At 30.9% G+C, this 16626-nt stretch carries 9 protein-coding genes; 6 read left to right on the plus strand and 3 right to left on the minus strand.

Annotation, left to right across the window (positions count from 1 at the left end; translation table 11 throughout):
- Positions 1-232 precede the first annotated feature (232 nt).
- Positions 233-1996, minus strand: coding sequence for a glycerophosphodiester phosphodiesterase family protein (locus H0I28_RS17580; RefSeq protein ID WP_254712759.1), 1764 nt, complete (start codon positions 1994-1996; stop codon positions 233-235).
- 83 nt (positions 1997-2079) lie between these two features.
- On the minus strand, positions 2080-4584 hold the full coding sequence (locus H0I28_RS09375; protein ID WP_218758929.1) for a TonB-dependent receptor: 2505 nt from the start codon (positions 4582-4584) through the stop codon (positions 2080-2082).
- Positions 4585-5182: 598 nt separating this feature from the next.
- Here H0I28_RS09375 and gyrB point away from each other — a divergent pair.
- The 4 genes from gyrB to recQ all read left to right on the plus strand — a co-directional run bounded on the left by gyrB (position 5183) and on the right by recQ (position 11706).
- The gene (gene gyrB, locus H0I28_RS09380; RefSeq protein ID WP_218731212.1) at positions 5183-7120 is read left to right on the plus strand and encodes a DNA topoisomerase (ATP-hydrolyzing) subunit B; all 1938 of its coding nucleotides are present in this window, start codon (positions 5183-5185) and stop codon (positions 7118-7120) included.
- A 231-nt stretch (positions 7121-7351) separates the two neighbouring features.
- Entirely contained in the window at positions 7352-8362 is a 1011-nt protein-coding gene (locus H0I28_RS09385) for a DUF6588 family protein (protein ID WP_218758930.1), read from the plus strand.
- Positions 8363-8495: 133 nt separating this feature from the next.
- Positions 8496-9422 (plus strand): malate dehydrogenase, encoded by a 927-nt coding sequence (locus H0I28_RS09390; protein WP_218731214.1) that lies wholly within the window; start codon positions 8496-8498, stop codon positions 9420-9422.
- Positions 9423-9594: 172 nt separating this feature from the next.
- Positions 9595-11706, plus strand: a complete 2112-nt coding sequence (gene recQ / locus H0I28_RS09395; RefSeq protein WP_218758931.1) for a DNA helicase RecQ — start codon at positions 9595-9597, stop codon at positions 11704-11706.
- Between the two features lie 56 nt (positions 11707-11762).
- Here the strand turns inward: recQ and H0I28_RS09400 are convergent, their stop codons facing one another.
- A complete protein-coding gene (locus H0I28_RS09400; RefSeq protein ID WP_218754271.1) occupies positions 11763-12272 on the minus strand; it encodes a hypothetical protein in 510 nt (169 codons plus the stop codon).
- 560 nt (positions 12273-12832) lie between these two features.
- Between H0I28_RS09400 and H0I28_RS09405 the strand changes: the two genes are divergently transcribed.
- Both H0I28_RS09405 and secDF read left to right on the plus strand, forming a co-directional pair.
- Positions 12833-13435 (plus strand): hypothetical protein, encoded by a 603-nt coding sequence (locus H0I28_RS09405; protein ID WP_218758932.1) that lies wholly within the window; start codon positions 12833-12835, stop codon positions 13433-13435.
- Between the two features lie 157 nt (positions 13436-13592).
- Positions 13593-16568 (plus strand): protein translocase subunit SecDF, encoded by a 2976-nt coding sequence (gene secDF, locus H0I28_RS09410; protein ID WP_218758933.1) that lies wholly within the window; start codon positions 13593-13595, stop codon positions 16566-16568.
- Positions 16569-16626 lie beyond the last annotated feature (58 nt).

The raw sequence follows: 16626 nt of genomic DNA on the forward strand, positions 1-16626 counted from the left end.
ATTATTTATCATTGTAACGATATTGATGTCAAATATATAGAGAAAATGTCGTTTATAATCTTCTTTTTTAAGATTTTATATAGCTGTTGCAGAATTTCTAAAATATCGTTGTTTATTTATTGATATAACAAAATATCAAAGTTTATTTACAAGAAACCTACTAATTAAATAGCAGGTTCCCTATAAATTCAACGATAAAATTGGGGGATTTTACTATTTTTAATAAAAAAACTTACTTTCTTAAAGGAATTGCAATATTTGGATAATCGGTAATAATTCCATCTACACCCATTTTTAGTAGGTTTACCATGTCCTCTTTTTTATTGACCGTCCAAGGAATTACTTTCATATTTTTATTTTGAATCGTTTTTACCTCATCTTTATTCAATAAAGCAAAATACGGACTGTAAATTTCTGGCACAAAACTTAACATCTTCATATTCGTTTCAAAATCATTTTGATACGTTAAAAACGCCAATATAAACTCAGGGTATTTCTTATGAATGTATTCTAAAATACGAGGATCAAAACTTTGAACCGTTATTTTATTTTTAGGAATTTTGGCTTTTATCAATTCCGCTATAACAAGGTCAGAAAATTTAGCAACAGCAGGTTGAAATTCTCTTTTTTCGCCATCAGGCGTACTTTTTATTTCAATATTATAACGAATCTCCTCATTTTTAGCTTCGGCAAAATCAATTACCTCAGACAACAATGGTTTGTAAGCTTTCTCTTTTTTCTGCTCTAAAAACTTAGGATTTCCAATAGAACCAACATCATAACTTTTAATTTTCTTGTATTTATTTTTATACATATTAAAAACCAATGCGCTTTCTTTAGAAATCTTATTTCCTTTAGCATCTAAAGTAACTTCTTCATTTAACCAAGGTTCATGAGAAACAACCACTTTGTTATCTTTACTAATTACAACATCTAATTCCAACGTATTTACACCCAATTCTAATGCTTTTTGAAAAGCCTGAATTGTGTTTTCTGGTGACAAACCTCTCGCTCCACGATGACCTTGTAAATCAAACTCAAACTTTTGTTCTTTCTCTAAAATTACCTCATCAATAAAAGTTACTGTTTCGTTATAAACACCTTGCCAATCGTTAGATCTTAAATCGCATGCAATTACATGGTTTCCTGCTTCTGGAAAAGCAACTTTTGTTTTTTTATCCGCAGGAGTCCCTAAACCATCATACATTTTTAAAATTGCAGCAACAGAAACCACTTGATCTTGTTCTTCTTCATTCTTATAATAATAACCAACAAATACAGGAACTTTAACTTTAGCAAAAGTTGCTGGCTTCATATTATCTAATAACATTTTTATTAAAGCCTCGTAACCGTTAACATGATACGTAGTAGACCAATATTTAGCTTCTTCTTCAGGTCTTTTCTGCTTTGTAATTTCACTACCGTTCATTTTTATAAATCCGGCTTTTCCTTCTGGAGTGGTAATGGCTGCAAATGCAGAATTTTTAAGTCCGACAAACGGAGAATACATTACCAAACCTAAAATAGAAGTATCTTCCGAAGCTAGTTTTAAACTTAAAGTTCCGCCAGTAGATGTACTTACCAAAATTACTTTCTTACCAATTATTTTACCAATGGACAAAGCTTCTTTTGCTGTTTCTATATAGTTTTCTGGAGTTAACTTCTTAAAACTATCATCTCTCTGTATACCATGTTCTTTTAAACGAGACACATAAACATTTGCGTTGTATTTTTTAGAAAGCATACTTAATATAGGCTCTCCTTCCCTACCACTTGCTCCAAAACCATGCAAATAGACAAATGCAATATCAGATTGTTTATTTTTATAATTATCAGCCCAAATAATTCTAGCATCATTATTGGGTTTGATGTTTTTATTACTATCCTCTTTCTTTTTTACAATACTTTCAATTGTCATAATCGTTTTTACTTCTTGACCTAAAACTGTAAAATTAAAGGCTATTAATAAAAGCGAAGTTAAAAATGTTTTTTGCATAATAAATTGTGTTTAAAAAAAAGCTATCTAAAATGTTTGTTAAAATACATTTAGATAGCTTTTCTAATGAATTATAAGCGTTCTTAAAAGTTCGCTTTTACTTGTACTCCAAAAAATCTTGGTGCCCCAGCAATAAAAGTTGGTATACCAAAAGCACCACCTGTATTACCTGCATCAACAATAAACTCTTTATCTAAAGCATTGTTCATAAAAAAAGTAAGTTCGTAATCTTTGTTAATTACAAGACCTGTTTTAAAATTTAAGATCCCGTACCCATCTTGAGAAATATCTGGCAAATTTGTTTCTTCAAAAAATACTTTAGACTTATATGTATAAGTAGGTCTAAAAAAGTAGCTTAAGTTTTTAGTTGCATCTATGTTGATATTAAATCCTGCAGAAAAGGAATTCTTAGGTGTTAATCTAAATGTATTTCCTGCTAAAGCTTGAGCATTTCCATTAGAGTCTTCGTCATCAAAAGAAGCATCTATATAACTATAATTTGCAAAAAAGCTTGATGTCTTTGAAAACGCATATTGCATAGCCGTTTCAAAACCAAAAGAACTTGCACTTCCACTATCTTCTGGCGTTGCTGTTAAGACTCCATCTTCAAATTTAGAAATAGTTGTTTGAAAATTTGAATACTCATACACATACGCATTTACATCAAATTGTAATTTATTATTTAAAAACAATGATTTTGCACCTACCTCATAAGACCAAACTGTCTCATCTGATAATACATTTGTTTCTGTTGCCGTTACATTAATAACATTTGGCCTTCTCCCTCGAGCTGCCGTACCAAATAATGTAATATTATCATTTACATCATAATTTAAGGCAAAACGTCCAACAGCTGACAAAAAGTTTTCACTAGCTTCTATTTTTTCTCCGTTTGTTGATGCAAACAACACATTTGGATAACTACCTAATAAGTGTCCTAAAACAGAAGGGGTTTCTGAATCTGTTACTTGATACCCTGCATTAATGTTTTCCCAAGTAGCTCTTAATCCTAAAGTAACAGATAATTTATCAGTGAAATCATAAGAAGCATCAGCAAAAACATCTCCAGAATAATTTTCTCCAAAATTAGTATTTGATTCAGTATTAAAAGAATTTAACGGAGCACCTGCAAGTGGTCCAAAAGTAGCTGGATCGTTTGGTATATTTGGTAATAATGTTGGTACACCACTAATTAATAAAGCTTCCGGATTTAAAAATAACATTGCTACACTTTGCTCATTATATTCCCAAGGCACTCTTTGTGATCCTTTTTCGTAAAAGAAATTTCCTCCAAAAAAACCTCTAAATTTATCATCAGTATCAAAGTTAAACCTAACCTCTTGACTAAATTGCTCCCCTTCTGATATCTCATGAAAAAATAAAGCAGGAGCTGCAGTTCCGTCTGCATCAAAAGCTTCATCAGAATTAAATTTTCTATACGCAGAAGTAGCAGTAACATCCCAAACATCATTTAAATCATGTTTTAAAATTGCAGTAACACCCCAAACAGTTCTATCCAAACCTAACTCTTCTCCTCTTTCTAAATCTGCAAAAGTATTTGGGTTTGTATCTCCACCTAATGGTGCATAAGTCCCACTTTTAAAAGAAGTTCCCGGAGGTGTATCTTGTTGCCAGTTTGCAATTACATCTAAAGTAGTATCATCATTTAATAAATATCTAAATGAGGTTCTAAAAGCAACAGTTTCTTTTCCGTTTAAATCTCCACCAGAAAGGTTTTCGATATAACCATCTCTTTTATTATAAATTGCAGCAGCTCTAAAAAATAATTTATCGTCTACTAAAGGAGCATTATAATGTCCTGTTGCCAAAAACTGATTAAAGTTGCCATACCCTAATTTTACAGCACCAGACGTTTCATTTTTTGCTTTATTTTGAATGATATGCATTGCGCCAATTTGAGCACCTCTACCAAACAATGTTCCTTGAGGTCCTTTTAAAACTTCTACACGTTCTATATCGTATAATTCAACCACAGAACCTCTAGATTTACTAATTGAAACTCCATCTTGAAAAATAGAAACCCTTGGTTCTACCCTAGAATCCCCACTATCACTTGTAATTCCTCTAACCACAATCCCTGGGTTGTTAACACTCTGAATTTGCACTTGAAAACCTGGTACATATTCCGATAAAGCATCATACTCAAACGTTCCTTGATTTTCTAAAAAATCTGTTCCGTAAGAGGTAATTGCAATAGGCACATCTTTATTTTTTTGTTCTCTTTTTTGAGATGTTACCACAACACCTTCTAACTGATAAGCACTTTCTTTTAAAACAAAGTTTTGAATAGTTTCTACCTTATTAATAACTACATTTTTAATAATTGTATTGTACCCTAAATATGAAACCTCAACAACGTAAGAAGCATTTGCAATTTTTTCTAATATAAATTCTCCATTTTCATCTGAAGTTGTTCCTTTAGCTATTTTTTTAATATGCACATTTGCTCCCATTATAGGCTCTCCTTGTTCTGTAGTAATAGTTCCTTTTAGGACACCTATATCTTGGGCATTTATACTAATTAAACTAAAAAGTGTTAAAAATGTAAGTACAATTTTTGAAAACATTGTTTTATGAGTTTATAATTAATTTGAATCACAAATTTATCATCGTAAACCGAGACTCTTATTAACTTAAAATCATACAAACGTTACTTTTTTAATCATTAGAACCTATTCTATACAGATAATTTACAAAACAATAACACCAAGGTTTCAGAATATTAATATTGTTTACCTTTATCAGAAAAAAAACTTTTAGATTAATTACTGATTTATAAATTATTAATCAATTTAACAGTAAAATAAGCTACTTTAAACCAAGAATCATAAACTTAACTTACACACATCCATAACACCTTAATATCACACTAACATTCCTTCAAACGAAGAATGTCTGCTATTTTGTAGTTTTAAAACAAAAGTTTTAAGCGATTTTAAAATTTTCTAAACTTGATATTAAAACAAAAAACATCAAATTTTAATTTAACATCATTTTTAAGCGATTTAAAGCACTTTTATGAAATTAATAAATGTTGATAATTTTAAGCTAAAATCACTAAAAAGCTTTTAAAAATACTTTATAAATTGTAAATTTGAGATTATGAATTTCACTTTTCGAAGCTGAATTTCATCAATCTAAAAAACATTAATTTACTTTTATATAATGAGCGAAGAAATTAAAAAAGAATATGATGCTTCCAGTATTCAGGCACTGGAAGGAATGGAGCATGTTAGAATGCGTCCTTCCATGTATATTGGAGACGTAGGTATACGTGGTTTACACCATTTAGTATATGAAGTTGTAGATAATTCTATTGATGAAGCAATGGGTGGTTATTGTGATACAATTGATGTTACAATAAATGAAGACAATTCTATTACCACTAAAGATAATGGACGTGGAATTCCTGTTGGAATTCACCAAAAAGAAGGCGTTTCTGCACTACAAGTAGTAATGACAAAGATTGGTGCTGGTGGTAAATTCGACAAAGATTCTTATAAAGTTTCTGGTGGTTTACACGGTGTTGGTGTTTCTTGTGTGAACGCACTTTCTGACCTTTTAGTAGCCACGGTTCATAAAGAAGGAAAAGTTTGGAGACAAGAATATTCTCAAGGTAAAGCATTATATCCAGTTAAAACGATTGGAGAAACAGATTTTACAGGTACAATTGTTACCTTTTTACCAGACAAATCTATCTTTAAACAAACTACAGAATATAATTACGATACGTTAGCAACTCGTATGCGTGAATTGGCTTTCTTGAATAAAGGAATTACAATTACCTTAACAGATAAACGTAGTACAGATGATGAAGGAAACTTTATTTCTGAAGTTTTTCATTCTGATGAAGGTTTACCAGAATTTATTAGATATTTAGATTCTACCAGAGAGCAATTAACTGCCAATGTTATTGCAATGGAAGGTGAAAAAAACGGAATACCTGTTGAAGTTGCCATGGTTTACAACACCTCTTATGCAGAAAATTTACACTCTTATGTAAATAACATTAATACACACGAAGGAGGAACACATTTATCTGGTTTTAGACGTGGTTTAACAAGTACGTTAAAAAAGTATGCAGATGAATCTGGACTACTTAAAAATGTAAAATTCGAAATTGCTGGAGATGATTTCCGTGAAGGACTAACAGCAATCGTTTCTGTAAAAGTTGCAGAACCACAATTTGAAGGACAAACAAAAACAAAATTAGGAAACAGAGAAGTTACTTCTGCTGTATCTCAAGCAGTTTCAGAAATGTTAACTGATTATTTAGAGGAAAATCCTAACGACGCAAAAACAATTGTTCAAAAAGTAATTTTAGCAGCAACCGCTAGACACGCAGCACGTAAAGCCAGAGAAATGGTACAACGTAAAACGGTAATGTCTATTGGTGGTTTACCTGGTAAATTATCTGACTGTTCAGAAACCGACCCAGCACAATGTGAAATTTTCTTAGTTGAGGGAGATTCGGCGGGTGGAACAGCAAAACAAGGTAGAGATAGAAACTTTCAAGCAATTTTGCCACTACGTGGAAAGATTTTGAACGTGGAAAAAGCAATGCAACATAAAGTTTTTGAAAACGAAGAAATCAAAAACATGTTTACCGCTTTAGGTGTTTCTATTGGTACAGAAGAAGACCCAAGAGCTTTAAACTTATCTAAAGTTCGTTACCATAAAGTAGTTATTATGTGTGATGCCGATGTAGATGGTTCGCATATTGCTACCTTAATATTAACGTTCTTTTTTAGATACATGAGAGCAATGGTAGAGCAAGGTTATATTTACATTGCTACTCCTCCTTTATATTTAGTTAAAAAAGGTCAGAAAAGAGAATATGCTTGGGATGACAATCAACGTGATATCATTGCACAAAACATGGGCGGTTCTGTAAGTATACAACGTTATAAAGGTCTTGGGGAAATGAACGCAGACCAACTTTGGGACACTACAATGAATCCTGAATTTAGAACGTTACGTAAAGTTGTTATAGATAACGCAACTGAGGCAGACAGAGTTTTCTCTATGTTAATGGGAGACGAAGTACCACCACGTAGAGATTTTATAGAAAGAAATGCTAAATACGCAAACATAGACGTATAAAGCTTCCATCTAAATAAATTTATAAAATACACATTTCTAACAATTAGGAATGTGTATTTTTTTTGACCGTAAAACACTCATACTTCATATGTTTTACACATACTCATCTATAAGTATTTTTCCCCTTTTTGAAGTATTAAAATATCAGTAACCTTTGTTTATTGATAATTTTATTTATTTTAGCAATGACTTTAACAGAACTTTAACCATTTACAAACAAAGCCACAACCAATGAAAAAAAGCATTTTAATTTTTACCTGCGTATTTGCATTTACATTTAACGCAAAAGCACAAGATGGTTTTGAAGGTTATCTTTTAGCCGATAACAATGATCGAGGACAATTGATTGAAGCTTACATTAGCCCAGCAATGAAAGGATTAATTTACGGCATGAACAATGGTTGGTACCATACCGCAAAAGTACACAAGAAATTTGGGTTCGATATTTCAATTGGCTTAAACGCGTCATTAGTTCCAGAAAAAGATGAAATGTTCACTTTATCTGGATTAACTTCTATTAATAAATTAAATGGAGGAAACATTACAGCAGCTACCGTTGCTGGCTCAGAAGATACAACACCACTTACTTCAGTAGAAATACAAGAAGGAGGCATCAACTACATCACAACCTTTAATGCTCCAGGAGGAATAAAAGAAAGCTTGCCATTAAGTGCCGTTCCTGCTCCTGCCGTTCAATTAAGTTTAGGTTTGCCTGCAAAATTTGAAGTAAGTTTACGATTAGTACCTAAAGTAGGTGATGACGACGTAAAAGGAAGCCTTTTAGGTGTTGGTTTAAAAAAAGAAATCACTGATTGGTTTGGACCAATAGGAAAAACACCTTTACACATATCTCTACTAGCAGCTTACACAACAATGAAGGTAGATTATAACATAGAATCTAGCCCAGAAATAACTGTTAATAATGGAATAGCTCAATTTAAATTAGATTCTTACACCGTGCAAGCAATAGCATCTGTAAACTTCCCAATCATCAACTTTTATGGAGGCGTAGGTTATGGCTCAGGAAGTTCTACTCTTAATATGCTTGGAGATTATACCTTAAACTATAATCTAAATCAGACAAGAGAAGTTACAGACCCGATAAACTCTAAATTCGATGCAAGTGGTTTTAGAACGACTATTGGTACAAGATTAAGCTTAGGATTCTTTAAGATTTTTGGAAGTTACACACTACAAGAATACAACACAGTAAATGCAGGTATTGCATTTAGTTTTAGATAAAAAGAGTCGAAATCCTTTTCGTAAAAAGACACTTCTATAGGGTGTCTTTTTACTTTTTTAGAACTAAAACCTTAAGTAATTTTCGTACTTTTGTTAGAGATCAAATACATTATAAATCTTAAAAATTATATATATGAAAGTTTCAGTAGTAGGAGCAGGTGCAGTAGGCGCAAGTTGTGCAGAATACATCGCAATTAAGGATTTTGCATCCGAAGTTGTTATTTTAGACATTAAAGAAGGTTTTGCAGAAGGTAAAGCAATGGATTTAATGCAAACCGCTTCTTTAAACAGTTTTGACACAAAAATTACAGGAAGTACAAACGACTATTCTAAAACAGCTAATTCTGATGTTTGTGTAATTACCTCTGGTATTCCACGTAAACCAGGAATGACTCGTGAAGAATTAATTGGTATCAATGCAGGAATTGTAAAAACAGTTTCAGCTAATTTAATTGAACATTCTCCAAACACAATTATTATTGTAGTTTCTAATCCTATGGATACTATGACCTATTTAGTTCACAAAACTACTGGGTTACCAAAGAATAAAATTATTGGAATGGGTGGTGCTTTAGATTCTGCTCGTTTTAAATACAGATTAGCAGAAGCTCTAGGTGCTCCTATCTCTGATGTTGACGGTATGGTAATTGGTGGTCACTCAGATACTGGTATGGTGCCATTAATAGGAAAAGCAGCAAGAAATAGTGTTGTTGTTTCAGAATTTTTATCTGAAGAACGTATGGATAAAATTGTACAAGACACTAAAGTTGGTGGCGCAACCTTAACTGGTTTATTAGGTACTTCTGCTTGGTATGCTCCTGGTGCAGCAGTTTCTGCAATGGTACAAGCAATTGCCTGTGATACTAAAAAAATATTCCCTTGTTCTGCTTTATTAGAAGGTGAATTTGGTTTAAGCGATTTATCAATTGGTGTACCCTGCGTATTAGGTGCTAACGGAATTGAAAAAATTGTTGAAATTAGCTTAACAGATGCTGAAAAAGCAAAATTAGCAGAATCTGCAAAAGGTGTTAAAGCAACTAACGGATTATTAGAATTATAAAAAGTCGTTTTGTAGACTTTTTACAAAAAACAATAGTACTTAAAGCCTCAAAGAAATTCTTTGGGGCTTTTTTTTCATCCTTCTACTTCTACCCCATCTTTACTAGGAAACCAAATAGATATTACTTTACAAATATCTAAACCCGTATATTTGAGCCCCAATTGTTGAAAAAGTGAAAAATCAAACTCATACCCTTTTAAAAAACGTATACGGTTACGACAACTTTCGTCCTTTACAGGAAGAAATTATTAACAGAACCATAGACGGAAAAGACAGTTTTGTATTAATGCCTACAGGTGGAGGAAAATCAATTTGTTTCCAAATCCCTGCATTGGTTTTCAATGGAATTACCATCGTAGTTTCACCATTGATTTCATTAATGAAAGACCAAGTACAAGCACTAAAATCTAACGGAATAAAAGCAGATTTTTTTAATAGTTCCATTTCTCCGCAAGAAGAAAACGATGTAATTGGTAGAGCAATAAATGGAGAGTTACAATTATTGTATTTATCTCCAGAAAAACTAATATCCGTAAGCAATACTTGGCTAAAAGAATTAAACATAAAATTAGTTGCTATTGATGAAGCACATTGTGTTAGTATGTGGGGACACGATTTTAGACCTGAGTATACACAACTAAAAGTCTTTAGAAACTCTTTACCGCAAGTACCTTTTATGGCTTTAACCGCTACTGCGGATAAATCTGCAAGAAAAGACATTGAAGAACAATTGGGCTTAACAAACTCTAAATTATTTATCTCTTCTTTTGATCGAAAAAACTTAAGTATAGAAGTTAGAGGTCAGGTTCCAAAACAGAGAAAGCTACAAGAAATCGGCAGTTTTATAGAACGACGAAAAGAACAAAGTGGTATTATTTACTGTTTAAGTAGAAAAAACACCGAAGAAGTAGCGAGTCATCTTAAGCAAAGAGGTCATTCTGTAGCATTTTATCATGCGGGAATGAATAATGAAGAAAGAGAAAAAACACAAACTGATTTTATAAATGACGATACTAAAATAATTGTAGCTACGATTGCCTTTGGAATGGGGATTGACAAATCGAATGTTCGTTTTGTAATTCATTATAATTTACCAAAAAACTTAGAAGGCTATTATCAAGAAATAGGAAGAGCAGGAAGAGACGGATTGCCATCAGAAACTATTTTGTACTACAACATGAGAGATTTTGTGCTATACAGCCAATTTGCTGATGGTGGCGCAAATAGCGATATGCAAAAAGAAAAATTAAACAGAATGCTTCAATTTGCAGAAGCTAAATCGTGTAGAAGAAAAATATTATTATCCTATTTTGGAGAGCATCTCACAGAAAATTGTGGCAATTGTGATGTTTGCGAAAATCCTCCTAAAGATTTTGAAGGCACTGTTATAACACAAAAAGCACTTTCTGGAATTGCAAGAATGAAAGAAAAAGACGGAATAACCATGTTAATTAATGTCTTAAGAGGAAGTAACAATGCAGATATCCATTCCAAACAGTATTATAATCTAAAAACATACGGAATAGGAAAAGATGTTAGTTTTTTTGATTGGCGAGATTATGTAATTCAAATGGCAAACCAAGGTTTGATAGAAATCATGTATAGCGAAAATTCTGCTTTAAAAATATCACCCATCGGGTGGAAAGTTTTAAAAGGAGAAAAAACAATACGACTAACAACACCTCTAACTTCAGATGATAAAAAGAAGAAAACAAAAACTGTAAAAGCAACTATTGGAAGTGAAGCAAATAAAGACTTATTTACAGAACTTAAAAAGATAAGATACACCATTGCTAAAGAAGAAAACATGCCTGCATACATCATTTTTAATGACAAAACATTAAAATTAATGGCAAGTGAACTACCAACAACCGAAAATGAATTTTTAGCTATTTCTGGAGTTGGGATGAACAAAATGGAAAAATATGGAGAAGAATTTATGAGCGTAATTCGTAAATTCAAAAGCGTGGCAAAAGCTAGAAAAGTTAGTACAATACAACACACCTTTAATTTATACCAAGAAGGTTTAAATGTTTCAGAAATTGCAGAAAAAAGAAACTTATCTATCACTACTATTTTTTCACATCTTTCTCAATTGTATATAGAGGGAAAAGAGGTGGAATTAGAAAAACTTGTAGATACAAAAGTTGTAGATAAAGTACGAATTGCTTTTAATGAATTAGACCGTAAAGTAGCATTGAAACCCATTTTCGAAAAACTAAACGAAGAGGTTTCTTATGGGGAAATAAGATTGAGTATTACACTCATTTTAAAAAATGAATAACAACCATAAACTATAAATAGACACCCAGTTTTTCTATTCAATAAAAAAGAATAGCATTAAAGCCTTTTCATAATTTCTGCCTTCCAGTTTAATTTTTCAGCAAGAATCTTTTCTTCATTTATTTTTTTAAGATTCATAATATAATCATGAAACTCAAAATTGAAAGAAAAGTATAATACAGAAAAATTAACCTTATCATCTACAAAGATAGAATTACCATGAGAATCATTAATAGCAGACTCTGAAAAACAAATATTAGAATCAATATTCAAATATTTTTCCCTTAAGATACTTTCAATTTTTCTTTTATTATTCATATTAGAAAAAGTATACCTAAAAAGAACTAACTTTTTTTTATAAAAATGAAGTTCCAAGATCACTTTGTCACTTCCAATTATAGTTTTAGAATATAAAATTACTGTACCACAAAGCGTTTTAACAGTATGAAAATCATCTTTAAGACCACTTTTAACACTTCTAATTGTACTACCAAATTTAAACTTAGAAGTAAAAAAAATTTCATTTTCAGTAGTAACTACCTTCTTTCGTTTAAGTTCTTCAAACAACAATAAATAATAGTTAATATTTTTAATACTAAAAAAAGACCTATAAAAATAACTTGCGTCTTTATACTTATTTTTTTTTAAGAAAACGAAAAAATAAGTAAGGCTTTAAAGGGGAAAGAGCACTCAATTGATATAATATTTTTGGGGGTTACCATATAATAACAAACATACTTAAATTATACAACAATCAAATCAATAAATAAAACCTTTTAAATTATTAAAACAATCAAATAATTACAATTATATTAAAATTATTAAGAAATTCGCAAACAAAACACAATTATCACACATAAAACACAATTAATAAACTCAAAACATTATAAGAACAGAACAATATAATGATGCTATTCTAAGAAATAAAACAAAAGCACAATATTAAGTCTAATACATTATAAAAAACTAGAAAACAAAGTAATAAACAACTAAACAAAACACATAAAAATATGACAATTACCTTGTATTGAAATTTACATTATAATCAGTTGAAGTTCCTATCAATAAAATTAAATTAGATTCTTTATTACAGAACGATAAAGCAATCTTTTTTATATATTTGACACATGAGAACAAAATGGTACATCGGTACTTTATTCTTACTATTTATTTGTTTCGGAGCATTTCATGAAGAGGTTACTTTACCCAATCAAGAAATAGTGCTTAAGTTTGTTGATGTTAAAATTGACAAAAAAGATATTGAAAGTACCATTGCTGACGTAAAAGAAAAGCTACTAAAAATTGGTGTTTCAAATATTAAAATTAATGAAACAGACAGCGGAACTTTAAAAATTTCTTATTACAGTAATTTTCATATTGATAAAATCAAGAAAAAACTTACTAAGAAACATACGTTAGTTTTAAATGGAGATCATGATCAAAAAGAAAGAGATGAAAACTCTTACAAATACAATATTGATATTCATGAAATTACAAACAAATCTGACATTTCTAATTCTGATTTTCATTTTGTCATAGAACTTAAATATAATTTAGACAAAATAACCAATTACAATTCATTTGCTTTCCTAAAAAAAGCAGACCAAAACAAAGAAAATCAACTTTTTAAAACTACTTATAAAGTTCATAAAACAAATCCTTTTATAAAGGATAAAACATCTTACAACGAACCAGAAGTTAGAGCAGGTCCCAGAAGCTTCCTTATATAAAAAATGTAATCATTTACACTTTTTTATAACCTCTTTAAAATCATGAGTACCAAACTCATAATTACAAAAAACAATCAACAAAAATAATTGTCAGATTTTACGAGAAACTATATATTTGCTCGTTTTTTAAAAACCTAGACAATAAAATAATTATAAAATGCAAAACAAAGGACTTATAAAGTTATTTGCTATCCTTTTTGGAATAGTAAGTTTATACCAATTATCATTTACATTTTTAGCCACTAAGGTTGAAGATGACGCTGTAGCTTACGCTGAGAGCAAAGGTGATAATATTGATGCAAGACAAAAAGCTACTTTTGAGAGAAAGTACTTAGACAGTGTTGCAAACCAAGAGATTATTAACTTAGGTATTGCCTCTTACAGCTACAATGATGTAAAAGACAAAGAAATGAATCTTGGTCTAGATTTAAAAGGTGGTATTAACGCTATTTTACAAGTATCTGTAAAAGAAGTTTTAAAAAGCTTAGCTAACGACTCTAAAAACGTTGCTTTTAACCAAGCATTAGACGCTGCTGATGAAGCTCAAAAAAGTAGTAATGCTACTTATTTAGACTTATTTTTTGAAGAGTTTGAAAAAGTTGCTGGAGACACTAAATTAAGTGATCCTTCTATTTTTGGAACAAAAGCTTTAAGCGAAAAAATTACTTTTAACGAAGCAAATGCTACGGTAAAAGCAACTTTACAAGAAGAAATTAACAGTTCTATTGGTACTGCTTTTGAAGTATTAAGAAGTAGAATTGACAAATTTGGTGTTACACAACCTAACATTCAAAGAATTGGAAATTCTGGTAGAATTCAAATTGAATTACCAGGAGCTAAAGATATTGAGCGTGTTACTCGTTTAATTACAAGTAAAGCAGAATTACAGTTTTGGGAAGTTTATACCAATGCAGAAGTTCAGAATTACTTTTTTACTGCAAATGCTAAAATCGCTGAAATCTTAAAAGACAACAGTGCTGCAGAAAAAGTAATCGATTCAACTAAAACAGACGATATTGATGATTTATTAGGTGAATCAATCGATTCTACAGATGTAAATCAAAAAAACCTTTTCACTTATTTATTTCCTAACGTAGCACAATCTCAACAACAAATGAGTTCTTTAGTAGGACAAGCTAGAGTGTTAGATACTGCTATGGTAAATGATTTATTAAGCAGAAAAGACGTAAAAGCTTTATTGCCTAACGAATTAAAGTATGTTAAATTCTTATGGGATTACAAATCAAACAAAGGTACAGACGGAACTGAGCTAATTAACTTATATGCTATAAAATCGAACAGAAATGATGTTGCAACTATAGAAGGCGATGTAATTTTAGATGCTTCTCAAGTATTTGACCAATTAAACAAACCAGAAGTTAGTATGACTATGAATAGTTCTGGTACTAAGCAATGGGCTAAAATGACCGCAGATAATGTTGGTAATTTTGTAGCTGTTGTTTTAGATGACTATGTATACACTGCTCCTTCTGTAAATGCAGTTATTCCTGGAGGTAGAACTTCTATCTCAGGTGGAAGTATGACTATTACAGAAGCAGAAGATATTGCTACCGTTTTAAAAGCTGGTAAATTACCTGCAGCTGCAAGAATTATTCAAGCAGAAGTTGTTGGACCATCTTTAGGGCAAGAATCTATAGATCATAGTATTCAATCTTTTGGATTAGCTATTTTATTAGTTTTAGTTTGGATGGTTTTATACTACGGTAAAGCTGGTTTATATGCAGACATCGCTTTAGCAGTAAACATCTTATTTATCTTCGGAATATTAGCTTCTTTCAACGCCGTGTTAACATTGCCTGGTATTGCAGGTATTATCTTAACCATTGGTATGTCTGTAGATGCAAACGTAATTATCTTTGAAAGGATTAAGGAAAGTTTAGGTATTAAGAAAGGATTAAAACAATCTGTAGAAGAAGGGTTCTCTATTAAAGGAGCTTTATCTGCAATTATAGATGCAAATATTACAACGCTTTTAACAGGTGTTATTTTATATGTTTTTGGTACAGGACCAATTAAAGGTTTTGCTTTAACATTAATGATTGGTATTGCAACGTCATTATTTACAGCGGTATTTATTACTCGTTTATTAATTGACAGATCTATTGATAAAGGTGGTAAATTAACATTTAACACTTCTATATCTAAAGGATGGTTCCAAAACATAAATATAGAATTCTTAAGAAAACGTAAAATTGCTTACATCGTTTCTGGTGCTATAATTATTGCAGGTATTGTTTCTATTTTCTCTATCGGATTAAAGCAAGGTGTAGATTTTAAAGGAGGACGTTCTTACGTTGTTCGTTTCGATCAAAGCATGAATGCTACAGAAGTTGCTTCAACTTTAAAAGATGCTTTTGGTACAGCTCCAGAAGTAAAAACATACGGTTCTGATCGTCAATTAAAAATAACAACTGTTTATAAAATTGATGAAGATGGACAAGATGTAGATGACCAAGTTCAAAGTGCATTATTTACAGGATTAAAATCTTATTTAGGAACAACTACTTATGAAGATTTTAAACCAGGTTTCGAAAAAGAAGGTTCTGGTGTAATGAGTTATATGAAAGTAGAGCCAACTATTGCAGATGATATTAAAACATCAGCATTATATGCGGTATTTGGATCATTATTAGTTGTTTTCTTATACATCTTATTACGTTTTAGAAAGGTATCTTTCTCTATTGGGGCTGTAACTGCCGTTTTCCATGATGTTTTAATTGTATTAAGTGTATTCTCTATTACATACAGCTTTATGCCTTTTGATATGGAAATAGGTCAATCATTTATTGCGGCAATTCTAACCGTAGTTGGATACTCTCTGAATGATACTGTGGTTATTTTCGATAGAATTAGAGAGTTTACAGGAACACATCCTAATTGGAAATACAGCGAAGTTGTAGACAAAGCATTAAGCTCTACTTTAGGTAGAACTATAAATACATCTTTAACAACATTATTAGTAATGTTAGCAATCTTCTTATTTGGAGGGGACTCTATTAAAGGATTTATGTTTGCCTTAATTATTGGTGTAGTAGTAGGTACTTATTCATCATTATTTGTGGCAACACCAATTATGTTTGATACTTCTAAAAAAGAAGAAAAAAATAATTAAATTTATTTATAGATATATTAAAACCGTTTTTAATTTGTGAATCAGATTAAAAACGGTT

The organism is Polaribacter sp. AHE13PA (assembly GCF_019278505.1).
Lineage (GTDB): Bacteria > Bacteroidota > Bacteroidia > Flavobacteriales > Flavobacteriaceae > Polaribacter.

Bases quoted from the DNA above. Each gene is read 5' to 3' on its own strand.
- H0I28_RS17580 (WP_254712759.1), bottom strand. From the start codon at position 1,996: ATGCAAAAAACATTTTTAACTTCGCTTTTATTAATAGCCTTTAATTTT.
- H0I28_RS09375 (WP_218758929.1), bottom strand. From the start codon at position 4,584: ATGTTTTCAAAAATTGTACTTACATTTTTAACACTTTTTAGTTTAATT.
- gyrB (WP_218731212.1), top strand. From the start codon at position 5,183: ATGAGCGAAGAAATTAAAAAAGAATATGATGCTTCCAGTATTCAGGCA.
- H0I28_RS09385 (WP_218758930.1), top strand. From the start codon at position 7,352: ATGAAAAAAAGCATTTTAATTTTTACCTGCGTATTTGCATTTACATTT.
- H0I28_RS09390 (WP_218731214.1), top strand. From the start codon at position 8,496: ATGAAAGTTTCAGTAGTAGGAGCAGGTGCAGTAGGCGCAAGTTGTGCA.
- H0I28_RS09405 (WP_218758932.1), top strand. From the start codon at position 12,833: ATGAGAACAAAATGGTACATCGGTACTTTATTCTTACTATTTATTTGT.
- secDF (WP_218758933.1), top strand. From the start codon at position 13,593: ATGCAAAACAAAGGACTTATAAAGTTATTTGCTATCCTTTTTGGAATA.